Raw genomic sequence first — 25,610 nt, 5'->3', positions numbered from 1 at the left:
GGTCACTTGTCGGAAATCTGATCCGTGATCCACGAACCGCCAAAATACCCCACGGCTCCGAAGATGATGCCACCGATCAGACCAGTAACTACGGCACCTGGACCGAGCTCGATGCCAACAAGGGACCCTGTTGAAGCGCCAATGCGAGCAGCGGCAACCGCCGTTGCCCAACCGCCGGCGACGCCACCGCCCCAGCCACTCGCTTGTCGTATCACCTCCTTTCCGACAGGACGGACGCTCTTCAACCTGATCGAATCATCGACAGCTACGCCGAGATCGTAGGCGGTAAAGCCAAGGCCGATCACCTGCACGACGCGTGCGTAACGTACGATGCCGAGCGTTATACTCAAGCCTCTCTTTGAAAAAATGCCAGTCGCCGGAACGTTAGTCCGCGGTTGAACAAGCACTTCTCTATCCATCGACAAAATCTTGCGTTTGATGAACTCGGCCTTGCGCCGCTGTTCAGAATTGAGGCCTGCCTGGTATTGATCTATCGCTAGCACGATTTCTTCAGTGGTCACAAGCCGTGCGCCCGAGCGTCTCGCGGCCGCAATATCAACATAGACCGACTTGCCGCTGAACCGTTTGGCCCCGCCCGGGAAATTGGTACTTGCGGACGCGTACGACGTAACAGATTCGAACTTCAATACATGCTCTGCAACGGTCGCCGGCGATTCCTGCGTGCCCTTGGGCCACAGCCCATGTCTTTCGGGAAATACCTGTCGCTCATTCGCGAGCGGACTCAATTTCAATTCCTGCAAGAAGGGATCATCGACGGTGGCATATGTATGCCGCACGAGAAATCCGTCCCTGCCCGGTTCTTCGACAACAACGAAGAAGAACATCCGCGCGGGCATCAGTGGCCCGAGCACGTCCGCACTTGAGCCCTCTCGGGAGTTGGTGACGATCTGATACGTGTAATCTCTCATGCGTTCCACCTCGCAAGCGCTTCACCGCCCAAGGCGACACTCAGTTGCTGCTCGATCTCCGTGTAGACACGCTCACTGTAGCCTTCGGAATCTGTTAGCCCTTTATATGCTTCGCCCGATCGCGTCTGGATGTGATAAGGAACACCAGCCATGGGCAATCCAGCCGGGTTCACCACGCGAATGCGTTCGTCGAAATTTATATTGGGTGGTTTAGCGGCTCTTAAGCCTTGAGGCGTCAATCCCATTTCCACAAGCTCGTGCACCTCGAAGAAATCACCTGATTGGCGTTGTGATGCAATGAGAGCAGGAGAAGGGTGACATCTGCAGCAACATGCATCGCCTTCGAGCGCAAATTGCTTGCCGAGCAAGTTTGATTTTCTGCGGGGGCCTATAGGCACAATTACTCCATTCGTCCCACAGGCCGGGCAATACACATTGGCTCCGAGAAAGCTAAATTTCGTGCCGTGGTGAAACGCATAGTCCAGACCATCGACGACCAGCCCGCCGGCCGTCGTCTTGTCGCCTTGCAAGATATAGAACCGCTTCATTCCGGTATTGCCCTCTCTTTCTTTGTTTGAAATTCTCGCTTGGCAATCTACCGGGTTTCTGAGTTATCCGTACACAAGGTGCAATGTAAAACTGTTAAGCAACGTCAACTTAAAGTCATTTTCAGAGCAATCTCACGTCTCTTTAATACAGGCTCTGACGGAGCGATAAAATGCGCATATGTTCGCGTAAAGATCACGACGATCGAGCCGGATCGCACGTTTTATCCGGCTGAGGCGTATCACCAGAACTATTTGACGTTGTACCCGGATCAGCCGTATATCGCGTTCAACGATATTCCGAAGGTCCAGGATCTGAAGAAGCTGTTTCCGACGCAGTATCGGGACAAGCCGGTGCTAGTGAAGGTGGCTTCGTAGTTTCCGCTGCTTTCGCGGCTCGAAGAAGGTCGATGTCGACCTGTGGAATCATCGGCGCAAGGGCAATGTGACGGTCCGCTTGCGCCGATACGAGACCGGCGATCTTTGCCGCACGAGCTCACGCCCGTCGCGCCTTTTTTGGTCGACGCCTACTTCGACAACTGATCGAATCCCTGCAATAAGCGCTCGATATCCGGTGCATGGATATCGCCCATCGTCGAAATCCGGAACAGCTCCGCGGACAAGCCACCCTGCCCCGCGTAGATAACGAAGCCGCGCGCTTTCAGCGCATCGTGCAATTGCGGATACGCCACCCCGCCCGGCAGCCGGTATGCGCGCAGCACGACCGACGACTGGTCGGCCGGCAACACGCTCGCCATCCCACGCGCGGCCAATCCCGCCCGCACCTGCTCGGCGAGCGCCGCATAGCGCGCATGCCGCGCAGTCCATCCGCCTTCGTCGGCCATCTCGCGCAGCGCTTCGACGAGCGCGTAATACGCATGCACCGACGGCGTAAACGGCGTATTGCGCTGATCCTGCAAACGTGCAAGCCGCCCAAGGTCGAGATAGTACGTACGGCTCGCGGCCACCTCGAGCGCGTCGCGTCGCACGATCACGAATGCCGCGCCCGGCACGCCATGCAAACACTTGTTTGCCGTAGCCGCAACCGCGGCGATCGTCGTATCGGCAAAGTCGATCGCTTCGGCGCCGAAGCTGCTCACGCCATCCACGAGCAAGCGCACGCCGCGCTCGCGGCATACCGCGGCAAGCGCACGCAGGTCGTTGAGCCGGCCCGTCGTCGTTTCGTGGTGAATCGCCGCGACGTGCGTGATCGCACGATCGGCATCGAGTGCGGCGGCAATGCGCGCCACGTCCGGCGCCTGCATCCATTCGTGTCTGATCACCGTCTGCGCGATCTGATATTGCGTCGCGATCGCGGCGATACGCTCGCCATACACACCGTTCTCGACCACGAGCAGCTTGCCTTTCCCGGGCACGAGCGCGGCCACCATGCTTTCGACCGCGGCAGTGCCGGAGCCCGTCATCAGCACCGCGGTCCACTGCGCAGGATCGAGACCATAGATCTGCAGCAGACGCGCGCGCGCTTCGTCCTGCAAATCGAAGAACTCGCTTTCGCGGTGGCACAGATCGGTTTGCAGCAGACTGTTGCGCACGCGGGCGCTCAGCGTTACTGGCCCGGGATTCAGCAATAACATCGACTTTCTCCTGACTACTTACTATGCTGGCTGTCCCGCCTGCTCTTACGCAGCACTTGCGCCGATATGGCGCATCAGACGGGTCTTGACATCGGGCGGCGTGATCGTCGGGCGCGGCAAGCCGTCCGGCGTGCCGCGGCGAATCGCGAGCCGCACGAAACGCGGGCCGACGCCATCGGCACGCGGCGCGGCGAGCACCTCGTCGAGCACGCGCAGTTGATCGGTTTCCACCGCCGATGCGTAACCGCACGCGGCCGCGACGCCGGCGAACGATACCTGCGGCGACACCGTCGCCTGGCCGCCCGTCGAATCGTGCGCGCCATTATCGAGCAACACATGCGTGAGATTCGCGGTGCCATATGCGCCGAGCGTAGCGAATACGCCCATGCGCATCAGTGCCGCACCGTCGCCATCGAGCGCGACGACGTGCAGATCGGGTCGCGCCAGCGCAAGGCCGAGCGCGAACGGCGTCAGGCAGCCCATCGAACCGACCATATACAGCTGGTTCGCACGGTCGTCGATCGCATACAGCTCGCGACCGCAGAAACCGGTCGACGCGAGCACGACCGTCGAATCGAGCGGCGCATGTGCGATCACGCGCTGCAGCGCTTCGTTGCGAGTCGGCAATGCGTCGGGCGCAACGCCGTCGAGCCGCGTCACCGCCGCTTTCGCCGCACCGCGCGGCGCCGCAGTGCCCGCTTTCAGTTCATACGGTTTGACACTGCCCTTCTGCATCACGAGCGCATACGGCCGGCCCGTTTCGTCCATATGTCTGGTTGCGCGATCGAGCGCGGGACCGATTGCGTCGGCCTCGGTCGGGAACGTCTCCCACGGAATCTCCATCGTGTCGAGCATGGCCGGCGTGATCGGGCCCATCAGCGCGTGCTGCGGCTCGTCGGGCACACCGGGCTGGCCGCGCCACGTGACGATCAGCAATTGCGGCAGCCGGAACGTCCATGTCAACGAGGTGAGCGGGCTCACCGCATTGCCGAGCCCCGAGTTCTGCATCATCGTGACGCCGCGTTTGCCGCCGAGCGTTACGCCCGCGACGAACGCCACCGCATCGCCTTCGTTGGCCGCCGACACGTAATGCAGATTCGGGTCCTGCAGCACGTAGTTGATGAACGGCGTCAGATACGAACACGGCACACCCGCGTACCAGTCGAAGCCGCGCTCGCGCGCCGCTTCGACAAATTGTGCTGCTTCGATCATCGTGCGCCCTCGTCTGCGCCGCCAGCTTGTGCGAGCGGCGTCTGCGCGTGCGCGAAATCGCCGGCGCGGCGGAAGTCTTCGAGATCGTTGACGCCGCGCCAGTGGCCGTGCACGTATTGCACTTCGACCTCTTCGCCCGCTTCGATCAGCGCATTGAGCAGCGCCGGCATGTCGAGCGACGCAAAGTCTGCACGCGTGCGCAGTTGCGCCACCACTTCCTTGAGGCGCGCGAGACCCGCGCCGCGCACGTTCATGAGCCCGACCCAGCGGCCTTGCGGCGCCTTCGACGCCGCGCCGGCCGGCGCATCGCTCTCGTCGCTCGACACGCGGCTCAGCAGCACCTTGTTGCCGAACAGGTCACGGTCGTCCGACGCCGAACACCATGCGAAATCGCGCACGCTGCGGTTGGCCGCATGCGTTTCCGACGCATCCGACGAATCGACGACGACGCAGAACGGCGCTTCGCTTTCGACGAGGTCGCGCACGATATAGCTGCGGAACAGCAGATCGCCGTATGAGACAACCGTATCGCCCTGCAGACGATCGAGCGCGCAGGCCAGCGACGAGAGCTCGCCCGTCGTTTCGTGCTGTTCGTTCACGACGAGCTTGATACCGGCCGTGTCGATCGCGTCGGCGCGATAACCGCCGACCACCGTGATGTCGTTGACACCCTGCTTCTTGAACGCATCGACGAGCCAGCGCAACAGCGGCTTGCCGGCGATCGGCAGCATGACCTTCGGACGGTCGGCCGTGACGGCTTCGAGACCCTTGCCGCGGCTCGCCGCGAGCACGACAGCCGAGCCCGATGCGCGCGAGGCGGACAGGTAGCGGTCTTCCGCTTCCGAATATTCGTCCGCGTCCTGCAGACGGAAAATCTCGTTGACGGTCGCCACGCGATCTTCGACGTTGACGAGCGTCTGGTGCTCGTAGATGTCCTTGACGACCGCCTGCATCGCCGACACGGCCGCGCGCAGCTGATGGTTCGCCCAGATCACCGCGCTGATGCCGGCCTTGCGGAACACATCGGTCGGCGTGCTGTAGTACTTGGTCGGCACGATCACGATCGGCCCGCGGCCGGCCCATTCGCGCGCGAACTCGAGAATCTCGTCGGGCTTCGACAGCTTGCTGTGCATCAGGATCGCGTCGGCGCCTGCTTGCCGGTACGCTTCGGCGCGGCGCAGCGCCTCTTCCATGCCCCAGCCCGCGATCAGCGCCTCGACGCGCGCGACGATCGAAAAGTTTTCGTCGAGCTGCGAATCCTTGCCGGCCTTGATCTTGCCGCAGAATTCGTCGACATCCGCGAGCGGCTGGCGTTCGCCGTTGATAAAGCTGTTCGTTTTCGGAAACTGCTTGTCTTCGATGCACACGCCCGCGATGCCGCGCTGCTCGAGCTTGCGCACAAGGCGGCGCACGTTGTTGAAGTTGCCGTAACCGGTGTCACCATCGAGCAGAATCGGCAGGTCGCTCGCGTCGGCCATGAATTCGAGCTGATCGACGACCTGAGTCCAGCTCGCCTCGTTGTTGTCGCGCACGCCGAATTGCGCGGAAATCGTCAGACCGGAGCCCCAGATCGCCTTGAAGCCCGCTTCGCGCACGATGCGCGCCGACAGGCCGTTATGCGCTTCCATCAGGAATTCGAGTTCGCTGCTGAGCAGCATCTGGCGCAGGCGTGCGCTGCGCGACGTGACCGAGGTGGCGGAGAAAGAAGGTTCGCGTGCATTCATTTTGTGGCTCCTGCGGGCCGCTGCAATGGCGGCAAATCGTCGACGGCCGCTCGCGCGACGTCGTTGGGAAAATCGATCGTAATCGAGCTTGCGAAAGCAAGCCTAAGCATGCGGAAAGACAAGGCGCGGGAGCGCTCGTCCGCTCTTAGGGAAAAATCGAATTGATCAATGCGGTTCTTGTTCAAATCGGTTCGGGCTGTCCGCAATTACGGTGCCCTTTCGGCTGACCAAAAGTGGCGACTATATCGGAAATAAATCGCCGACGCCGCATTGGTGCGTCATTTATGGCAATTGGTGGAATTAGTTTGAAAAATGTGTGATTTATCGCGGTTCATGCGAAAACCGACGCACCGCTCAAACGGCTCGCTCCCGCCTCGCGATGCCGCCACTCGCCACGATTTCCCAACGCACTGATTTATCAGACAAAAATTAGCGCAAACCGTTGCCGCATAAGGGTTTCCCCTGCTGCGCGCGGTTTGCCGCGCATCCGTTAACTGCACTGAGGCCTCGCAAAGTTTCGCCTCGCGGCATTACCGTAAAAATCGGCTTTCAACGTCATCTCACGACCTCGTATTTCGACTCGCACGACAACCGCGCTCGCAATCGACATCGCTTTATCCAGACACCCGGACATGCAGACCATGACCCTCAACAAGAAACTCGGCTCGATGATTGCCGTGCTGTGGATCGGCCTGATCCTGATCGGCGCGTTCGGCGCGTGGCAGACCCGCGCATCGATGATCGCGGAACGCCGCGCGCAACTGATGACGCTCGGCCAGGAAGCCGATTCGATCGTCAACCACTTCTACACGCTGTCGCAGCAGCACGCGATCGACGAAGCGGAAGCGAAGAAGCAGGCGCTCGCCGCGGTGGGCGCGCTGCGCTATGGCGCCGACGGCTATTTCTCGATCAACGATTCGAAGCCGGTGATGCTCATGCATCCGATCAAGCCCGAGCTGGACGGCAAGAACCTTGCGCAGTTCGCCGACCCTGCGGGCACCCATGTATTCATCGAGATCGTGAAGGCCGGCGACCGCAATAGCGGCGGCGACTTCGTCGATTATCTGTGGTCGAAGCCCGGCAACGAAAAACCCGTGCCGAAGACGAGCTTTTCGCTGCGCTTCGCGCCGTGGGACTGGTATCTCGTCACCGGCATGTACATGGACGACGTGCGCAGCGCGTTCATCGGCAACCTCGTGCGCTGGCTCGCCATCACGTTCGCGCTCGGCGCGCTCGCCACCATCGTGATGGTGCTCGTGCTGCGCAGCGTGCGGCGTACGCTCGGCGGCGACCTCGAAGTCGCGGTCGCGGCCACGCAGCGCATGGCAAGCGGCGACCTCGCGACCGCCGTGCCGGTATCCGCCGGCGATCATACGAGCCTGCTGCATGCGCTCTCCGCGATGCAACAGGGGCTCGTCGCGACGGTCTCGCAAGTACGCATCGGCACCGAAAATATCGATGTGGGCGCAACGGAAATCGCCGCGGGCAATACCGACCTGTCGCAACGCACCGAGGAACAGGCGGCGGCGCTCGTGCAAACCGCATCGAGCATGGACCAGATGACGCACAACGTGAAGCACAACGCGGACAGCGCCGCGCAAGCGGCCGAGCTCGCGAGCCAGGCGGCCGATGTCGCGTCGCGCGGCAGCCAGGTCGTCGACGATGTCGTGCGCACGATGGGCGACATCACGAACAGCTCGCGGCAGATTGGCGACATCATCGGCGTGATCGACGGCATCGCGTTCCAGACGAACATCCTCGCACTGAACGCGGCCGTCGAAGCGGCGCGCGCGGGCGAACAGGGCCGCGGCTTCGCGGTCGTCGCGGCCGAGGTGCGCAGCCTCGCGCAGCGATCGGCCACGGCGGCCAAGGAGATCAAGGCGCTGATCGAGACGTCGACGGGCAGCGTCGATGCGGGCGCCGAACTCGTCGCGAGCGCGGGTTCGACGATGGGCGAGATCGTGCAATCGGTACGGCGCGTCAACCAGATTCTCGAAGAGATCAGCCGCGCATCGCGCGAGCAAAGCGCCGGCATCGAGCAGGTCAATCGCGCGGTCGGCGAGATGGATCAGGTCACGCAGCAGAACGCGGCGCTCGTCGAGCAAGCGGCGGCCGCCGCGCATTCGCTGAAAGACCAGGTGAGCGGGCTGCGCGACGCGATCTCCGCTTTCACGCTGCCCGTAGGAGCATAGAAAGCGGCATAAAAAGCGGCATAAAAAAGCGCCATAAAAAGCGGCCGCGCGCCACAAAAATGCAGGCGCGCAATCTTCTTTTACACTCGCGCGCCCGCTCCGTCTGCCCTTCACAAATCTTGACAGTCGATTTTCCCGAGCATGACTAAACTCCGCGCTCGGGAGCGGACCGGCCGCCCTGCTTCGTGCGGCTTCGGTTTCGCCTGCTCCCGCTTTTCGAAACTTCCGAGGGAGCACCCTTCATGTCCTTGTCCAAACGTCTCGTCGCCGAACTGTTCGGCACTTTCTGGCTCGTTCTCGGCGGCTGCGGCAGCGCCGTCCTCGCGGCGAGCTTCGCAGGTCCCGAACACGGGCTCGGCATCGGCTTCGTCGGCGTGTCGCTCGCCTTCGGCCTGACCGTGCTGACGATGGCATACGCCATCGGCCACGTGTCGGGTTGCCATCTGAATCCCGCCGTCAGCATCGGGCTCGCGACCGCGGGCCGCTTTCCGATGCGCGACGTCGTGCCGTATATCGTCGCGCAACTCGCGGGCGCGATTCTCGGCGCCCTCGTGCTGTCGCTGATCGCCTCCGGCAAGCCCGGCTTCGACCTCGTGGCCAGCGGCTTCGCCAGCAACGGCTACGGCGAGCGCTCGCCCGGCCATTACACGATGGCCGCCGCGTTCATCTGCGAAGCGGTGATGACGGGCTTCTTCCTGTTCGTGATTCTCGGCGCAACGGATCAACGCGCGCCGGCCGGCTTCGCGCCGATCGCGATCGGCCTGTGCCTGACGCTGATTCACCTGGTCTCGATTCCGGTGACGAACACGTCGGTCAATCCGGCTCGCTCGACGGGTCCGGCGCTTTTCGCCGGCGGCGCCGCCGTCGACCAGTTGTGGCTGTTCTGGGTCGCGCCGATTGTCGGGGCGATCGTCTCGGGCATTGCGTATCCGATCGTGGCGGGCAGCACGAAGCGCTGCGAAGTGCGCGCATCGGGCGCGACGGCGTAAGCGGCACATCGCATCGAGCGGACGCACACGCTAACGCATAAGCGCACGCACACGCACACGCAGACGCATCGCGCGGCGCGTCGGGTCGAGCGGATTGGTATTCCCGCAACGCCCGCCGCGCCGCGCTCGCATTCACATTACGTTTTAATTACAATCGGTGCGGCGCCGCGCAACCGCCGCACCCGCAACGGTTGCGTTGCACGTTCGTCGCACGCCGCCCCGCGTGTCCTTCGCGTGCTCACTCACGTCCGCAACCATGGTCCTGAAAAAGAAAGCACAACCGAGAGCCGCCTATGCGAGTCACGCGAAACATCCGATGCTCGCCGCGCGCCTGCCGGCGTGGCGCTCGAAGCTCATCGTGTTTATTGCCTTCACCGCGTTCGCGTCGCTCATCGGGCGCGCGTACTGGGTGCAGGTCGTCAATCGCGACTTCTATCTCGAACAGGGGCAGAAGCGCTATCAACGGACCATCGAACTCGACGCCACGCGCGGACGCATCGTCGATCGCCACGGCGCGCTGCTCGCAGTCAGTCTCGCCACCTATGAAATCTGGGCATCGCCCAAACTGATCGATGCCGATTCGCTGGCGCCGCTCGCCGCACTGATCGAACAACCGCTCGCGGAACTACGCCGCCGGGTGTCCGGCGACAAGTCGTTCGTGCTGCTCAAGCGCCAGGTCGACGCCGACACCGCGGAAAAAATCCGCAAGCTCGGCCTGACCGGCATCACGCAGATCGCCGATACGAAGCGTTTCTATCCGGAAGGCGAATCGGCCGCGCACGTGGTCGGCTTCACCGATATCGAAGACAACGGCCAGGAAGGCGTCGAACTGGCCGCGAACGATGCGCTGAGCGGCGTGCCGGGCCGCCGCGATGTGATTCGCGACCGCCTTGGCCGCGTCGTCTACGAAACCCGGCCGCTGCAGCCCGCGCGCAACGGCGCGACGGTTCAACTCACGATCGACCGCCGGATCCAGCAGCTCGCCTATGCGCAACTGAAGGCCGCGATCGCGAAGCATCGCGCCGAAGCGGGCAGCGTCGTCGTGCTCGATGCGCGCAACGGCGAGATTCTCGCGCTGGCCAACTTCCCGAGCTTCGATCCGAACGACCGCGCGCGCCTGACCGGCCGGCAACTGCGCAATCGCGCAGTCGTCGACACATTCGAACCGGGTTCGACGATCAAACCCGTGGTGGTCGCGTTATCGCTCGATCAGGGCAAGGTCAGTCCGCGCACGCTGGTCGACACCGCGCCTGGCTTCTGGAAGATCGGCCCGAACGTGATTCACGACACCTCCAATCACGGGCGCATGACGGTCGCCGAAGCATTGCAGAAGTCGAGCAATATCGCGCTTGCGAAGCTCGCACTGAATCTTCCGGCCGAAACGATCTGGACCACGTATCAGCAATACGGGCTCGGCCACGCGCCGCAGCTGACGTTCCCCGGTGTCGCCTCCGGCAAGGTAAGGCCTTACGAGCGCTGGCGGCCGATCGAACAGGCGACAATGGCCTACGGCTATGGCCTGTCCGCCTCGCTGCTGCAGCTTGCGCAGGTGTACACGGTGTATGCGGGGGACGGCACGCTGCGGCCCGCGTATCTGCTGCACGAAACGCCGCCCGCTGCAACGGTGCGCGCCGCGATGCCGGACGCCGGCAAGCCCGGCGCCAGCGAGGCCGTTTCGCACGCGCGGCGCGTAACGACACCCGCCACGGCCGCGGCGATTCGCGACATGCTCGAAATGGCGACCGGCCCCGGCGGCACGGGCCAGGCCGCATCGATCGAAGGCTATCGCGTCGGCGGCAAGACCGGCACGGCGCGCAAGCAGATCGGCGCGAGCTACGCGGCAAACCGCTATCGCGCGCTTTTCGTCGGCATGGCGCCGATGAGCGACCCGCGCGTCATTGTCGCCGTGATGATCGACGACCCGGCCGGCCGTGCGTTTTACGGCGGCACGGTTGCCGGGCCCGTATTCTCGGCGGTGGCCGGCGGTACGCTGCAGTTGCTCGGCGTGCCGCCCGACATCCAGGCGGTCAACTCTTCGGCCGCGTCTGGCGCGTCTCGTCGCCCGGCGGCGCGGGTACGTAGTAAGTTGCCGAATCGCTGTCGGTCGTCTTGTACCGGTATGAAATGGGCCCGCCTCGTTCACCGATCGACGAGCCTCGGTCCAGCGTGCCTTTCTCGGCGAGCACGCTAACCGTGACGGCGCCCTTCAGATCCTTCGAGATCACGGCCTCTGCCGTGCCGATCGTACGCAGATGCGGGTCGTGCTCGTGATAGTTGAATGTCATCATGTGCCAGCGCAGCCCCTGTCGGGGCCCATACTCATGACGCTGGACATTGAGGTAGGCATTCGCCGAAGTATCGGCCGCGCCGCCCACCGCACCGAGCGCCGCGCCCGCGGCGGCCAGCGCCTCCGTGCTGTCCATCGAGCGGCCGCTGTAGATCAACGCCGAAAACGGATACTGGCGCCCCACCGTGACGAGGTCGGTATTGTCTCCGCGCCACTTGTATTCCGGATGCGTCGACGGCCCTATCTTCACATGCGCATCGACGATGCTCTTCGCGCCTTGTTGCGACGTCAGCCAGTCCTGACTCGACTCCGCGGCACCGGCGTGATACGCGTACAGCGAATGCTGGTCCGACGCGAACAGCATCGAGCAACCGTTCATTGCTCCTCCGCTGACGATGACCGTCGAACCGCGCCGGAGATTGTCGAACGGCAGTCGTATCGCACCCACGCCTTGCCGCCCATTGCCCAGTTCGATGACTTCCGCGCCCTGCAGATAGGTAGCGGGGCCACCGCCCCAGTGCTTGCCCGCGCTGAATTTCGAATTGGCCACGTAGGACGTCACATGCTCTCCGGAACCGACGAGCAGCACATCGCGCCGCTCGTCGTAGTCGGTTTTGCGCAGCGGACGCGCGCCGTCCATGTCGTTGACGTCCCTGTCATTGCGATAGAAGTAGAACCGGGTGCGGAAATCGTCGACGCGCATCCGCTCCTGAAATTCGTTGGGGGGAACCTCGAGATTCACGGGCCCCTTGCCCGCGATCCGCTTCAGATCGCTGCTGCCCCTACGCGGCGGCTTGGGCGGCGGTACCGTGCTGGGACCCGCTTGCGCGGCATCCGCGACCGACGGAACGCGCGAGCGGGCGCTGCCCGTTTGTTCCGTGGACTCACGGCCCGGTCCCGCAGCCGGTTCGCTCGATGTGCGATCGGGCAGACGCGGAGGACGGGTCGGACTCAGCGGATAGCCGATCTGCCCGGACGGCAACCGCGTCGGCGGATTGAAGATCTTGTGAACGATACGCGGCGCGGAAGACTCGGGGCCCGGTACCGGAAACGTGACTCTGAATCGCGGGAAATCGAACGGGTGGATGCGATCCTGCCCTGGCGTCCGGTTGCCTGGTGCGTCGGGCAATCGTGGCAAACGTGCCGGATTTGCCGCATTGGCCCCCGTTGAAGGCCGGGAGCCTGGGTTGACCGCGACCTTCGGGTCGACGACCTTGTATGCAGCGGTCAAGTCGGAAGCGAGTCTTTCCTCGCCGATGGTCTGTCCGTCGATCAATCCGTTCAGCGACTCGAGCACCGAGCCAGCGAGCTGGCTGAGATTACCCTTCTTCGTTATCGAAGCGGCAGCATCGACGATCCCCGCATAACGATAGACCTCTTCCTCCTCTTCGGCGGTCAACGCTTCGCCTTGCACCGCTTTCTTCACGAGATCCTTTGCACTCGAAATAAACGAGGCAAACGGCGCCTTCAACGCATTGACCGTGGTCCCGAGAACCTCCTTCAGCGAATAGTCGGATTTGATCGCAAGCCCGCCTACGTACTCCGCCTTCGGCGGTTCGCTACCTTTCGCGGTTGCGCCGGCGGGCTGTGCCGGCGTGGCTGGCGGGTCCGGCCGCGGCAGCCGTGGTTGCGGACCCGCGACGCGCGCATTGGCCACCGGCGGTCCCGGGCGCAAAAAAGCGAGGCGTTCGCGCAACTCGTCATACAGTTTAAGAACCTCGCCGTCGCCGATCGACAACTGGGCGCCGCCCTCCATTCTTTGCTGTATTGCGAGCGCATGCTGCTCGAGCAGCAGAAACCGCGGCGCCATCTGCACGGCGTTCGGATAAGCCCGCAAGGCGCGCCGGTCCGCGCCGCCCGATTCCGTCACCTCCGCTGCGGCCCGCGCCGAGCCTGAGCCGGGTCGCGCGGGCTGCGTCGTATCGAAGGCGCTATCCTGATCCTTAACCTGTATCCGCATGACGGGTTCCTCTGCAAATTGCGCAACAAATCGCGCCAGTTTCTTGCAGACGATACGGTGCCTCGCCCGGCGATGTGCAGTGCTACTGCAGTACAGGAATGGAATCGCTCGTGCCCCGAAACACTGCGCTGCGCGGGCGAAAAAAAAGCCGCCTGGACTTCGGCGGCTCAACAGGGGATGGCCCCATATTCACAGCGAAAAATTAAACCTGGCTTAAAACGCGAGACGTACATTAATCAGCTCAATGAGCAGCGGATGGCACGGCTCGCGACGCATTCATCGCCGGCCGCTTTTGCGCCGGCGGAAAGACATTCCACGAGCCGTCGCCATGACGAAAGAAGAAGAACGACAGCAAGCCATCGGGCCTCGACGCTTCGACACGTACGCAACCAAGCCCGGCCCCCGCCGTGCGCGAGCAACGCGTGATGCGCGCAGGCGCCGCAGCCGTCGGCGCGAGCCACTTGTCGACAGCCCAGCGCAATGTCTTACCGGTCGTGTTCATGATGGTCTCCTCGATCCCGAGTTCGATGCGGCTTGCCTTATGCAGCACGGGCGGCGATCTGACCGCCCCTGCTCCTGAATCCCTGAGATACGTATGCGCTCACGAGGCACAGCAGTGCGCGCAGCGCTGCATGCGGGCGTGTGAGGCACGCGTGGACCTGCTCGCTGCGGCTTTCGCCGAACACGCACCAGGCGCAGAAGTGTTCGCAGTTGTTGGTCAGCAGCCGGTAGCTGTTTTCGCCGAGGCGCGAGCGCGCGCGGCGTACCGTTTCCGCACCGGCAAACTTCGGCAGCGGATGCGGCAGCACGGCAATCGCATGGCCCGCCGCAAACTGCTCGAGCGTCACTTCCGCGACCGGGCCGCGATGCGCCGAACCCGCATAGCCCGCGTAGTGGACGATCTTGCCGCCGCCGACATAGATGCCGTGATGCGCGTAGCCGCGGCGTTGCGTGACGAGGTGGGCGCCGAGCGCAGGTTCGTCGTCGAAGCCATAAACCGTGACATCGTTCACCACGCAAGCCGCTGCGCCACGCAGGGAAGCGACAGGCTCCGGTTCGAGGATGCTCGCTGACTGGCAGGAGATGTTCATGGCTCGCTCGTTTCGCTGTGGAAGTCCAACACTGTTGCGAGCGTTTTTGCATCATCCGGACCAGCGTACGCAAGTGCTTGATCTGCCGAGGAAACTGCAAAATCAAAACGGATCGGCATGTCCTTCTGTGGGCCGCATTCCAACACTATTCACACGCCGATGTTGGCAGACGGCGATCAGTTCGCCTACGCGCCACGATTCGCGTCGCGAGGCGCACGGTAACGCTCACTGGCCTTGTTTAACGGCAGATCGCCGTTCAATGTGTTGGGTGTCCCAACGTTTCGCGCCCGGCTATGTTGGCCGCCGCAAAACGCAAGCAGTCGAAGCCGCGCGCGACGATCGGCATCGCGATGCGAAGAACGCCGCGCGATCAACGGCTTGGCACGCCGTAGCCGGAACGCATTCATACTGGCATACGCTTTGCAAGTATCTGCCGCAGCTATCCATTGAACACCGCAGCCGCACAGCGCCGGCTCCTTCCGGAGAACCGATCATGGCCTCGATTGCTATTCACGACCTCTCGCATAATCTCGCGCTCGATCGCAAGGCAATGACCGCGATTCGCGGCGGCGGCGGTGCGCCATGGGTATTCGGCTGGATTCAGCCGTATGTGCGCAGTTCGCCGAGCATGGGCCCGGTCGTCAACTTGTACGAAGTGCAGAACAATTTCTACGCGGACCAGATGATCAATCAGTTTCAGACCGTCGACGTGCGCAACAGCGCGCCGAATTCGAACATCAGCGTCGCGCCCGACGCGCTCAGCCGGAACACCGCCTGACCCACTGCCGGAATCGTGATGTGCGCGAGCCACTTCCGCTGGATGTCGTCGGCGCGCTCGGAAGCCGGGCGCGTGCGCGACATCAACGAGGATGCCTGCCTTGACGAGCCGGCGCGCGGGCGCTGGGCTGTCGCGGACGGCATGGGCGGCCATGCGGTCGGCGACGTCGCGAGCCGTCTCGTGATCGAAGGCCTCAGGCAACTGCCTGACGCAGCGAACCGGATGACCGGAAATCTCGCGCAAGCACGCGTGCAATTGCTTAGCGCGAATCAGCAGTTGCGCGACGAAGCCGCGCGCCGGCAGGTGCAACGGATCGGCAGCACCGTCGTCGTGCTGCTCGCCTGCGATCGCTTTTGCGGGTATTTGTGGGCCGGCGACAGCCGCATCTATCTATGCCGCAACGGCCAGTTGCGGCAATTGACGCGCGACCACAGCCACGTCGAGGCATTGCGCGCATCGGGCCAGCTGACCGACGAGGAAGCACGCCATCATCCGGCACATCACATCATTACGCGTGCGATCGGCGCGACCGATCAGCTCGTGCTCGATGAAGACACGATTGAAGTGGCCGATGGCGACGTCTTCCTGCTGTGCAGCGACGGCCTGTCGAACGAGCTGACCGACGCAGAGATTCTCGCCGCGCTCGTCGCCACGTCGCCATTCGATTGCCGCCGCATCACCGATGAACTCGTCGACATGGCGCTCGCGCGGGGCGGGCGAGACAACATCACCGCGATCGTCGTGCTGGCCGAAGATCCGCTTGCCGCGGATAAGACGCTGTTGAATCCGACGAGCTGATCCGGCACGCCGCGTTGCAGGCGCATCCCGCGTGCGCATACTGCATGCGCGCCGTGCGCCGCGCTCGCCTAGCGCATATCCGCCTCGCTCTCATCCGCATCGTCTGCGGGGTTCTTCTGCACCGCGCCGCGTTGAGGCTGAGGATGCAGATGACGAAAATCCTTCGAATGCAGCCCGTGTTTCTTCAACAGCATCTGCAGATGCGAGCGGTTCATATCGACGCGCCGCGCCAGTTCCGCCACCGTGCCGCCGACTTCGCGCAGGCCGCGCTGCAGGAACGCTTTCTCCGCTTCGTCACTGGCCGCGCGCTTGGCGTCGCTCAGCGACAGCAAATTCGATATGCCGGATTCGGCTCCCCCACCGTTGATCGCCGCCCCGATCTCGAGTCCCGCCGATGCGGCGACGGCCGACGGCGAATTCGCGGCAGGCCGCACATCGACGGGCAAGTGTTCGATATCGGCGATGTCGCCGGCAAGGCACGACACGCGATACAGAATGTTGCGCAATTCGCGGATATTGCCTGGGTACGCGTAAGTCAGCAGGAAATCGCGCAAACGCGGCGTCATTCTGATTGGCCGGCGCTTGAGCGCGCCCGCTGCTTCGTCGCCGAAGTACGAGAACAGCAGCGGAATTTCGTCGCGCCGCTCGCGCAGCGGCGGCAACGTCACGTGAATCACACTGAGCCGGTAGAACAGGTCTTCGCGAAACGTGCCCTGTTCGCTGAGCTTGCGCAAGTTGCGATTCGTCGCTGCGACGATGCGCGTGTCGACCGCGATCGGTTCGTCGGAACCCACGCGCTGGATCTCGTGAGCCTCGAGTACCCGAAGCAGTTTCACCTGGCCCGGCAGCGGCAGCTCGCCGATCTCGTCGAGAAAAATGGTCCCCGTATGTGCGCTTTCGAATTTGCCCTTGCGATCGTTCGATGCCCCGGTAAACGCGCCCTTGCGATGGCCAAACAGTTCCGACTCGAGCAGATTGTCCGGAATCGCCCCGCAGTTGACCGAAATGAACGGCTTGTCCGCACGGCTGCCGTTTGCGTGGATCACCTTCGCCATGAGTTCCTTGCCGGTTCCGCTTTCGCCGTCGATCAGCACGGGCAAGTCGGTCGGCGCGGCTTTCTCGGCAATTTCCAGCGCTTCGAGCAACTTCGGATTGTCGCCGAAGGTGCCTTCGAAAATAAAACTGCGCGCCACCAGCGCTTCGCGCCGCGCGCCGCGCGTGCGCGCCTGTTCGGCCGCGGCCGCGTGTTCCGGCTCCGCCGTCGCGGCCTGCACGAAGCGCTCCTTGTGCGATAGCTGCATCGCCTCGTCGCGCAGCGCGCTCGCCTGGCGCAACAGCTTTTCGATGTCCGCGCGCTCGAGCCTCGAAGACCAGCGCAGCGTCGAACGCAGAATTTCGATCTTCTCGATGAGCCCCGCATACGATATGGCGGGGCTGCTGTCTTCCGGCTGGTCGAGTATTTTCATCATGCACTCAACTGTTTCTGGACGAGCTGGTAGTACATGCCCTTCCGGTTCACGAGCTCCTCGTGCCGCCCCTGCTCGACAATTGCGCCCTCATACAGCACGAGAATCTTGTCCGCCCGCATGATCGTGCTCAACCGGTGCGCAATGATCACCGCAGTGCGCCCTTTGAGGATGTCATGCATATTGCCGAGAATATTGCTCTCCGATTGCGTATCGAGCGCCGACGTCGCTTCGTCGAATACGAGCAGACGCGGGTCGTGATAAAGCGCCCGCGCAATGCAGAGCCGCTGGATCTGTCCACCCGAAAGCCCGATGCCGCGCTCGCCGACCACCTGTTCGTAGCCGAGCGGCATCCTCGCGATAAACGCATGCGCGTCGGCCATCTTCGCGACTTCTTCGATGCGCCGCCGGTCGGGCGTATCGTCGCCGCTCGCGATGTTTTCCGCGATCGTCCCCGAAAACAGCAGGTTGGTCTGCATCACATAGCCGATTTGCGCGCGGTAATAGCCCTTGTCGATCGCATTGAGGTCGTAGCCGTCGACGGTCATCTTGCCCTCGGTCGGCGCATAGAAGCCGACCAGCAGCTTTGCGAGCGTCGTCTTGCCCGAGCCGCTGCGCCCGACGATCGCCACGAGTTCGCCGGGCTTGATATCGAAGCTGATGTTTTCGAGCACATACGGCGCGTCGCTTTCGCCATAACGGAAATAGACGCCGTTGAGGCTGATTTCGCCCTGCAGATCGGGCAGCATCACGCGCGACTGAAGATCCTGCGGCTTCTGCTCCGGCTCGATATCGAGCACGTCGCCGAGGCGCTCCATGGCCACGCCCGCGTCGTTGAGCATGCTCCACAAGCCGACGAGGCCCATCAGCGGGCTCAGCACGCTGCCCATGAACGCATTGAATGCGATCAGTTGCCCGATCGTCATCTCACGCGCAAGCACGAGGTTTGCGCCGACCCAGAGAATCGCGATCGTCGTCGCCGCATTGAGCAACTGGCTGCCGAAGCCGACCATGATGTTGAACGCATGCGCGCGGTACTGCACTTCGAGCGCCTTCGCATACTTCTTTTCCCAGCGCAGCCGCACGGGCCGCTCGATACCCATGCCCTTGACCGTCTCGACGCCGGACAACGCCTCCATCAGAAACGCCTTCGAATCGGTCGACGCGGCGAACACTTCACGTGCATAGGCCTTGATTTTCGGGGTTGCGATCACCGTCAATGCAATGATCGGAATGACGAATGCGATCAGTGTCAGCGTCATCTTGACGTTGTAGAAGAACATGATCGCGAAATAGATGAACACCATCAGCAGGTTCAACGCAGTGGTCACCGTCGATTCCGTGAGGAACGCGCGTATTGTCTGGTTCTCCTGGAAGCGCGCGAAAATGTCGCCGGTCTTGCGCTTCGCAAAGAACGAAAACGGCAGGGACAAGGTGTGCTTGAAGAACTGCGACATCATCGCGAAGTCCATATTGCGCGCCATGAAGTTCGACAGATACGCGCGTATCGTCGACATCAGTTGCGAAAACACGTTCGAAATGACGAGGCCGATAATCAGCAGATGCAGCAGCCCGACGTTCTGATGGACGATCACGCCATCGAGGATGTTCTGGATAATGAGCGGCGGAATCACGCCGAGCACCTGAATCACGAAAGTCGCCAGAAACAGGTATGCAAGTATCTTGCGGTACGGCGTCAGGTAACCGATAAAACGCAGCCATGGCGAACGCGATGCCGCTAGCTGAATGAGATTCGCACCAGGCGTGAAGAGCAGACACGTACCGCTCCAGCCGCGTTCGAAATCTTCGACGGCGAGCTTTCTGAAGCCGAGCGCCGGGTCCGCGAGCCAGACGGTGTCGTGCGATACGCCATACACCACCACGTAGTGGTAGCCCTCCCAGTGAACGATGAAGGGCAACTCGAAGCCGCGCAGCGAATCGAAGGTGCACTGCACGCCGTGCGTCGTGAAGCCGAGTGCTTCGCCCGCGCGTGCGAGACTATCGAGCGTCGCGCCCTGCGTCGTCACATTCGCAAGTTCGCGCAATTTGCCGAGCGTCATCGGAATGCCGTAGTGCTTGCAGACCATCGCGAGGCACGCAGCGCCGCAATCCATCTCCTCTGCCTGCTCGACGAGCGGAAAACGCCTGATCACGCGCTCGCCGAATTCGGGCTTCGTATGCAGATCGAGCGTCAGCGGACGCTTGCGCCGCTGCTCGAGCCGCTTCTGGCGCTCGAGTTCGCGGTCCGCATAGCGGATGCGCTCGTCGAGCGCCTCGCGCAGTTTCGGATTGCGCTCGAGGATGAAATGCACGGTGCGCTCGGGAATCACCAGCAGTCGCGTATCGGCGCTCGCCACTGCGGACGCCATCTGCTCCTGGCGCATCAAACAGGCCTTTTCACCGAAAATCTCGCCGTCGCGCAACGTGGCGATCGTGTAATCGTGCCCGTCTTCGTTGCGCACGATCTTGACCTCGCCCTGACGCACGACATAAAGGCGCCGGTCGTCGCGCGCATCCTGCTTCAGGATCTCCTTGCCCGCGCTGACGCGTTTGACGCCGACACTGCGCACATACTCTTCGAGTTCCGTCTTGTTCAGCTTGCCGCGCAGATCGAACAGTTGCGCAACAAAGCCGCCCGCCGAATTGATCGCCACATAGCTTGCGACGAAGGCATGCGCCGCCTGATTCGCGACGATCACGGGCTCGATCGCCGCGTGCGGGATAAACAGCAATTCTGTTTTAGCGGATGCACGTACCGACGACTCGTGGATATACGCACGCAGCATCGCGATCTCGCCGAAGATCTCGCCCTGCTTGCGCACGCCCATGCTGATCTCCTTGCCGTGCTCTTCGGTGAAAATGCGCACCGAACCCGACTTGATGACGAACAGTCCATCCGCCGGATCGCCGGCATTGCATACCGTTTCGCCGAACGTATAGAAGCGCGACTGCGCCTGCGCGGCGAGACGCTCGATCTCGTCGCGCGAAAACGGCGACAGAATTTCAACCGACGCAAGAAAATCGGCGGTGGATGGCGACGTTTGCGGAGGAGCGTCCATATCAGTGGCGTCTCGACGGATTCATGGCGTGCGAGGAAAACCGTTGTTCTGTCGCCGTCAGCGCGCCTCGATAATGTGTTCCTGTGCGCGCGCCATCAGCCACTCTTCGCGCAACAGACGTTTGATTTCCGATGTCACGTCGTCGTCGAGCGTTGCCGGGTACTTTGCGGTTACCGCGAAGATTTCGAAGCACGAACGGTCCGACGATGCAAACGGCCCAAGCAGATCGCCGACCGCGGCATTGAAGATCTTCGCTTCGATATCGGGCTTCAGCGACCCGCGCAGCACCTTGCCGATCACGCCGCCCGCCGCCCCCGTATCGGCGATCGAATGCTCGCGGGCCATATCGGCGAAGCCGTCCGGGTCGTCGTGCAGATACGAAATCATCTCCTTCGCCTTGCCTTCGCTATCGAGCACGATATGGCTGACCTCGATCGCATCGAACTTCGGCGAATTCAGCGAGAAGTACTCTTCGATCGCCCGATTGTCCGCGATGCGCTCGAGCATCTTTTCCTGATACAGGCCGTCCGTGATGAACGATTCGAACTGATCGAGCGACACGTCCATCGCGTCGAGGTACTGGTTCGTATCGGCGGCGCGATGCAGGCCGCGCACGCGGCGAAACTGATCCGCACGCTGCTGGATGTCCTCGTCGCTGACGGTAATGCCGTGCTTTTTCGCGGCATGCACGGTGAGCTTGTCGCGCACGAGCTGCTCGATCAGGCTTTCGAACTGGCCCGTCAGTTTCAGCAAACGGATGAACTCGGCATCGTCGACCACTTCATCATCGATTCTTACAATCGCGGTCATCTTGTTCGCTCCTGTAGTCGTGCGCTTCCTCGAGGTGCCTGCCATGCAACGGTCGGGGAGAGGCGCTTGCGTTCTGTTATCCGGCCAGTTGCCGGAACGGGTCGAGTCCGAGGTCGATCAGTCTGCGTTCGCGCACGACGATCTCCGCACTCGCGGTCATGCCGTAACGCAATGGGTAGCGGTTTTCCGCGACCTGGTAATAATCTTTGTCGAGCGTGACGCGGCCTTCGTAGACGGGCTGTCTGTCGGGTCCCGAAGGCTTCGTCGCCGGTGAAATATAAGCGAGCGTGCCTTTGACGATGCCGTAGCGCTGGTAAGGGAATGCATTGAACTTCATCTTGACCGCCATGCCCTCATGCAGGAATGCGCGGTCCCGCTCGGCGATTTCGATCTTCAGCACAGGGCGTGCATCTTTAGGGGCAATGCCGCCAAGCGGCGCATTCGCCTGGATCTTGTCGCCCGTCTGCGTCGACGTGACATCGGTGATCACGCCCGACACCGGTGCGAGAATCAGCAGGAAATTGTCCTTGTCGATATTCTCGAAACGAATACGCGCGGCGGCATCCGATACGAGACGCGCGGTTTGCAGTTGCAGACGCAACTTGTCTTCGGTGCTCGTAATCTCGCGCACGGCCGCGTCGTATTGCAGCTTGAGGCTCGTGGTCTGCTGACCGCTCGTTTCGAGCTGGGCGTTTGCTTCGGCGAACTCGTGGCTCAACTTGAAATCGAGCTCGGTCAACTTCGATTGCGCGACACGGTAAGCGTTCTCTGCTTCCAGATAAGCGTTGCGCTTCTGGGCCACCTGCAGTTCCGCCACACCGCCACCGCCCGGTTGCGCAAAAAGCCGCGCGTATTTGTCGAACTCGCTACGCGTCGCGTCGCGAAGATTGCGCGCATTGTCGAGGTTGCTGCGCGCCTCGTCGAGCGCGGCCTTTTGCCCTTCGGCGAGCTTCGTCGTGCCTTCGGAAATGCGATTTTCGTGCAGCCGCTCCTCCACTTCCAGCTGGTCCTTGAGCGCCGCGGCTTTACGCTCCATCAGTTGCTTCTTTTCGGGGAACTGCTTCCATTCGCGCTCCGCGTCGTCGAGTTTGAGCTGCGCCTGCAGCGCGTTGGTCGCCGCTTCGATCGCGCCGCGCGCGTTGAGCCGCGCGAGCACATCGCCTTTCGATACCGGTTGCCCTTCGGCGATATAGAGGTCCGCGAGCTCTCCGTCGATCGGCGCATAAATGCGCCGCACGTCGGACTCGGGCGATAACGTTCCTTGCGCGGTAACGATCACATCGGCGCGGCCGATAAACGACCACAGCAAACCGGCCGCCACGAGCGCGACCATCGCTAGCACGAGCGCTTGCGCGATGCGCACCGGCTCGGCCGTCAGAATCGCAATGCCTTCGACGCTGTGGTCCTCGAGCGCCTCGTGCAGCGGTTTAGGGTGAGGATCGCGCTTCACGGCCTTCGCCTCCTCCGATCAATGCGAGCTTCGCTTTCAGCAAGCCGGGCTCGAGCACCATGCGCAGTTCCTCGAGCGAGCGGCGTTGCAGCGCGCTTTCCGCGTCGATGTCTTCGACCAGCTGATCCCACTGTGAAGGATGTTCCGCCTTGAGCTGCGTATACACACCCATTCCCTGCTGCGCGGCAGCCTGTGCGTCGGTGAGCAGACGCGCCTGGCTACGGAACCGGTCGGAAACGCCCGATTCGAGGCGCTGCGTGCCGCCGATCGAGCCGTTCGCGCGGTACTGACGCCACAGGTTCTGCGCGCGTTCGAGCTGGGCATGCGCCTGCGCCAGCGCGTTGTCGCGCAGCGACGCGACGTCCGGCGCGATGGCACGCGCGAACCATATGTCTTCGGCGGAATCGAGCCCGGCGTAAAACGACAGCAGACGCTGCTGATAATCTTTGCCGCCGCGATGGCTTTGCAAACCCGCGAATTGATCGGCCAAGGTCTTTTTACGCGCGTGTTCGGCTGCGATCTCTTTGGACCATGCGCCGCCTGCAATCTGTTGCAAGGTATCGAGCGCCTGTTGCGTATCGCCGTGCTGCCACGCGGCAATCGCGTCGTCATGCTGACGAATCACATCGGGCGGCGGCAAGCGCGAAGCGGCCAGCTGGCGGTATTGCGCCTGAAACGGCGGCGTAACGAATCGCATCTGCTTCATCTGCGCGAGCAGCGGCGTCAACCGTCTGGCCAGCAGCGCATTGAGCAAGTCGATGTATTGACGCAGGTCGGCGCGCAGACCGTCGAGACCTGCCAGCCGCGGATAGCGCTGCGCGTAGTCGTCGAACACGGCGGTGAGCGCATCGGGTTTATCGCGCACGAGCTCGGTGCCGATCGTCGTGTTGAGCCGATCGATCGCTGTCACATAGACCGAGTCGTCGCTTTGCAGTTTGCGCAGATGGCTCAACGCGAGCGCATACGGGTCGGCGAACTGCGGCACGTACGAAGCGATCCGATCGAGCGTGCGCTGATGGCTTTTAGGATCGTCGTCCCAGTGCTGGAGCAAGCGATTGATGCGCGCCTCGTCGCCATAGATCTGGATAGGCGCGTCGCCGCCCGACTGCGCGTCGCCTGCCGCGGCTGCGGTTGTGTGCCGCGACGCAAAACGCTCGAGATCGCCGACCCATTGCAACTCGTCGATCAACGGGGCCGTGTCGGTATTGCCCGCACTCGACGCCTTCATGCCGCCGATCAGCGCCGCCGCACGGTCGAACTGGCCCGCGCGCAGCGCGTCGAGCCAGCCGGGCACGCGCGCTTTCATCAGCGCGACGCTGGCCAGTGTCTGGACCGCATCGTCCGTGGGATGGTGCGCGAGATAAGCATTGGCAACGACGAGTGCCTGTTCGTCGTCGCCGCTCGCGAGCAGTTGCTTGAGCTCGCGCTGCGACGCGCCCCTCATGTAAAGCACGGTCGCCATCGCCGCGATCAGCACCATCACTGCAAGCGATCCGATTCCGATGCGCCGTAAGGTCGTGCGGTCGCCGCCTGCGAACGTGCGTGCGTACTCGGCCGCGAGTGCGCTAAACAGGTTGCGCGGACCGCGCGAACGCGACTCGTGAGCGGCATGACCGGTCGCTGCGGGACGTGCAGCCTCGTTGACCTCGTCCTCGCGTTGCACGGCGCGATCGACATAGAAGATGTCGAGAAACGAATGCGCCGCGCCGACAAACGTCGTCTTGTCCATGTCGACTGCCGGCTCCATTGCAGGTGCAGGCGGCGGCACCGCGCGAACGGCGGGCGGTTCCACATGCGGCCCAGCGCGTTCTGCCGCCGCATCGTGCGAAGCATTGCGCGCCACCAGATGCGTAATGGTCGGCTCGATACCGGGCGCCTTATGCACCTTCACGCGATAGACGAAATGGTCGCTACCGAAGCCGAGCACATCGCCGTCCCGCAGCGCGAGCGCCGATTCGTCGAGCCGCTTTCCTCCGACGAACGTGCCGTTCGTGCTGCCGAGATCCTCGACGTACGGTTCGCTTCCGCGCAAAAACAGATGTGCATGGCGCCGCGAAATATAGTTGACCTGATGCGGAAACCGGTCTTTATAGCGCGCAAACAACGGATCGGTTTTGCTGACGAGAAACGGGAACGCCTGCACGTCGATCGGCTCGAGACGCAGATCGTCCCGCGTCGGGACCAGCGTCACGCTCACCTGCTGCGCCGCCAGCGCCGCCGCCGCATCGAACGCGCGCGGCTCGATGCCGACGCGATAGGCAAGCTCGCCGCCGAAACACAACTCGTCGCCGGCGCGCACGCGGCTTGGCGACTCGCGCACGCTGATGCCGTTGACCGACGTGCCGTTCTTGCTGTCGAGATCGGCAACATACACGGCGCCATGTTCGGAGAAGATACGAGCATGGCGCCGCGACAGGCGAGCCACGCACTCGTGCGGATAGTCGGCGAACGGTGCTTCGCTGCGGCCGATGGCGAAAAGGCTCTCGCTAATCCGGATCACGCCGAGCGCCGGGTCCGAAACCGGCACGAGCACGACATCGAACTCCTGGTTCAAGGTCGCCCGCATCTCAGCAATCGGAGCTTCGCCGGGGTTCATCTTTCTGGATCACTAAGCGTATACCCGCTGCTGCTTCTGTCGAATCGAAGCGTCAGAGGAATGCATTCAGAAAGCGCGCGGAAGAGCGCGCGAGCGGCCCAAAGCGGGGGGCGGCGGGCACACAGCGAT

General features: G+C 62.8%; 17 protein-coding genes and 2 pseudogenes. 6 read left to right on the top strand and 13 right to left on the bottom strand.

Annotation, left to right across the window (positions count from 1 at the left end; genetic code table 11):
* Nucleotides 1–2 precede the first annotated feature (2 nt).
* Together BTO02_RS27455 and BTO02_RS35275 are read right to left on the bottom strand one after the other, a co-directional pair.
* Nucleotides 3–929 carry a hypothetical protein gene (locus BTO02_RS27455; protein WP_075160261.1) on the bottom strand — a complete coding sequence of 309 codons (927 nt, stop codon included), beginning with the start codon at nt 927–929 and terminating at the stop codon, nt 3–5.
* Nucleotides 926–1,477 carry a PAAR domain-containing protein gene (locus BTO02_RS35275; protein ID WP_075160260.1) on the bottom strand — a complete coding sequence of 184 codons (552 nt, stop codon included), beginning with the start codon at nt 1,475–1,477 and terminating at the stop codon, nt 926–928. Before BTO02_RS35275 ends, BTO02_RS27455 begins: the two co-directional genes overlap by 4 nt.
* A gap of 192 nt (nt 1,478–1,669) precedes the next feature.
* Here BTO02_RS35275 and BTO02_RS35270 point away from each other — a divergent pair.
* Nucleotides 1,670–1,852, top strand: a pseudogene (locus BTO02_RS35270) (peptide-methionine (S)-S-oxide reductase MsrA); the annotation flags it as partial.
* 149 nt (nt 1,853–2,001) lie between these two features.
* On the opposite strand, the gene BTO02_RS27445 reads toward BTO02_RS35270, so the two are convergent.
* Genes BTO02_RS27445 through aepX form a run of 3 tightly spaced genes read right to left on the bottom strand, consistent with a single transcriptional unit; the run spans nt 2,002 to nt 6,005 of the window.
* On the bottom strand, nt 2,002–3,069 hold the full coding sequence (locus BTO02_RS27445) for a 2-aminoethylphosphonate aminotransferase (RefSeq protein ID WP_075160259.1): 1,068 nt from the start codon (nt 3,067–3,069) through the stop codon (nt 2,002–2,004).
* A 45-nt stretch (nt 3,070–3,114) separates the two neighbouring features.
* Nucleotides 3,115–4,281, bottom strand: coding sequence for a phosphonopyruvate decarboxylase (gene aepY / locus BTO02_RS27440; protein ID WP_075160258.1), 1,167 nt, complete (start codon nt 4,279–4,281; stop codon nt 3,115–3,117).
* On the bottom strand, nt 4,278–6,005 hold the full coding sequence (gene aepX / locus BTO02_RS27435) for a phosphoenolpyruvate mutase (RefSeq protein WP_075160257.1): 1,728 nt from the start codon (nt 6,003–6,005) through the stop codon (nt 4,278–4,280). The genes aepY and aepX overlap by 4 nt, the downstream gene beginning before the upstream one ends.
* Nucleotides 6,006–6,646: 641 nt before the next feature.
* Here aepX and BTO02_RS27430 point away from each other — a divergent pair.
* The 3 genes from BTO02_RS27430 (at nt 6,647) to BTO02_RS27420 (ending at nt 11,377) form a co-directional block, all read left to right on the top strand.
* A complete protein-coding gene (locus BTO02_RS27430) occupies nt 6,647–8,197 on the top strand; it encodes a methyl-accepting chemotaxis protein (protein ID WP_075161439.1) in 1,551 nt (516 codons plus the stop codon).
* Between the two features lie 242 nt (nt 8,198–8,439).
* Nucleotides 8,440–9,186, top strand: coding sequence for an aquaporin Z (gene aqpZ, locus BTO02_RS27425; RefSeq protein WP_075160256.1), 747 nt, complete (start codon nt 8,440–8,442; stop codon nt 9,184–9,186).
* A 256-nt stretch (nt 9,187–9,442) separates the two neighbouring features.
* Nucleotides 9,443–11,377: a peptidoglycan D,D-transpeptidase FtsI family protein gene (locus BTO02_RS27420; protein WP_083615407.1), complete on the top strand. Its 1,935-nt coding sequence runs from the start codon at nt 9,443–9,445 to the stop codon at nt 11,375–11,377.
* A 238-nt stretch (nt 11,378–11,615) separates the two neighbouring features.
* Here the strand turns inward: BTO02_RS27420 and BTO02_RS35265 are convergent.
* From BTO02_RS35265 to BTO02_RS27405, 3 genes and pseudogenes are all read right to left on the bottom strand, one after another.
* Nucleotides 11,616–12,113: pseudogene (locus BTO02_RS35265) on the bottom strand (cytotoxic necrotizing factor Rho-activating domain-containing protein); the annotation flags it as partial.
* Between the two features lie 1,561 nt (nt 12,114–13,674).
* Entirely contained in the window at nt 13,675–13,935 is a 261-nt protein-coding gene (locus BTO02_RS27410; RefSeq protein WP_075161438.1) for a hypothetical protein, read from the bottom strand.
* 37 nt (nt 13,936–13,972) lie between these two features.
* On the bottom strand, nt 13,973–14,518 hold the full coding sequence (locus BTO02_RS27405; RefSeq protein WP_075161437.1) for a lecithin retinol acyltransferase family protein: 546 nt from the start codon (nt 14,516–14,518) through the stop codon (nt 13,973–13,975).
* Nucleotides 14,519–15,017: 499 nt separating this feature from the next.
* Between BTO02_RS27405 and BTO02_RS27400 the strand changes: the two genes are divergently transcribed.
* On the top strand, nt 15,018–15,302 hold the full coding sequence (locus BTO02_RS27400; RefSeq protein WP_075160254.1) for a hypothetical protein: 285 nt from the start codon (nt 15,018–15,020) through the stop codon (nt 15,300–15,302).
* A 15-nt stretch (nt 15,303–15,317) separates the two neighbouring features.
* Nucleotides 15,318–16,100 (top strand): PP2C family protein-serine/threonine phosphatase, encoded by a 783-nt coding sequence (locus BTO02_RS27395; protein WP_075160253.1) that lies wholly within the window; start codon nt 15,318–15,320, stop codon nt 16,098–16,100.
* A gap of 68 nt (nt 16,101–16,168) precedes the next feature.
* Here BTO02_RS27395 and BTO02_RS27390 read toward each other — a convergent pair whose 3' ends face one another.
* The 5 genes from BTO02_RS27390 to BTO02_RS27370 all read right to left on the bottom strand — a co-directional run bounded on the left by BTO02_RS27390 (nt 16,169) and on the right by BTO02_RS27370 (nt 25,481).
* Nucleotides 16,169–17,569 (bottom strand): sigma-54 interaction domain-containing protein, encoded by a 1,401-nt coding sequence (locus BTO02_RS27390; protein WP_075160252.1) that lies wholly within the window; start codon nt 17,567–17,569, stop codon nt 16,169–16,171.
* On the bottom strand, nt 17,566–20,625 hold the full coding sequence (locus tag BTO02_RS27385) for a peptidase domain-containing ABC transporter (RefSeq protein WP_075160251.1): 3,060 nt from the start codon (nt 20,623–20,625) through the stop codon (nt 17,566–17,568). Before BTO02_RS27385 ends, BTO02_RS27390 begins: the two co-directional genes overlap by 4 nt.
* Nucleotides 20,626–20,682: 57 nt before the next feature.
* Entirely contained in the window at nt 20,683–21,435 is a 753-nt protein-coding gene (locus BTO02_RS27380) for a peptidylprolyl isomerase (RefSeq protein WP_075160250.1), read from the bottom strand.
* A gap of 76 nt (nt 21,436–21,511) precedes the next feature.
* On the bottom strand, nt 21,512–22,885 hold the full coding sequence (locus BTO02_RS27375) for an HlyD family efflux transporter periplasmic adaptor subunit (protein WP_075160249.1): 1,374 nt from the start codon (nt 22,883–22,885) through the stop codon (nt 21,512–21,514).
* Nucleotides 22,863–25,481: an FHA domain-containing protein gene (locus BTO02_RS27370; protein WP_075160248.1), complete on the bottom strand. Its 2,619-nt coding sequence runs from the start codon at nt 25,479–25,481 to the stop codon at nt 22,863–22,865. Before BTO02_RS27370 ends, BTO02_RS27375 begins: the two co-directional genes overlap by 23 nt.
* Between the last annotated feature and the right edge of the window lie 129 nt (nt 25,482–25,610).

Source organism: Paraburkholderia sp. SOS3, assembly GCF_001922345.1.
Classification (GTDB): Bacteria; Pseudomonadota; Gammaproteobacteria; order Burkholderiales; family Burkholderiaceae; genus Paraburkholderia.
This window is presented reverse-complemented; position numbering and strand designations above follow the sequence as displayed.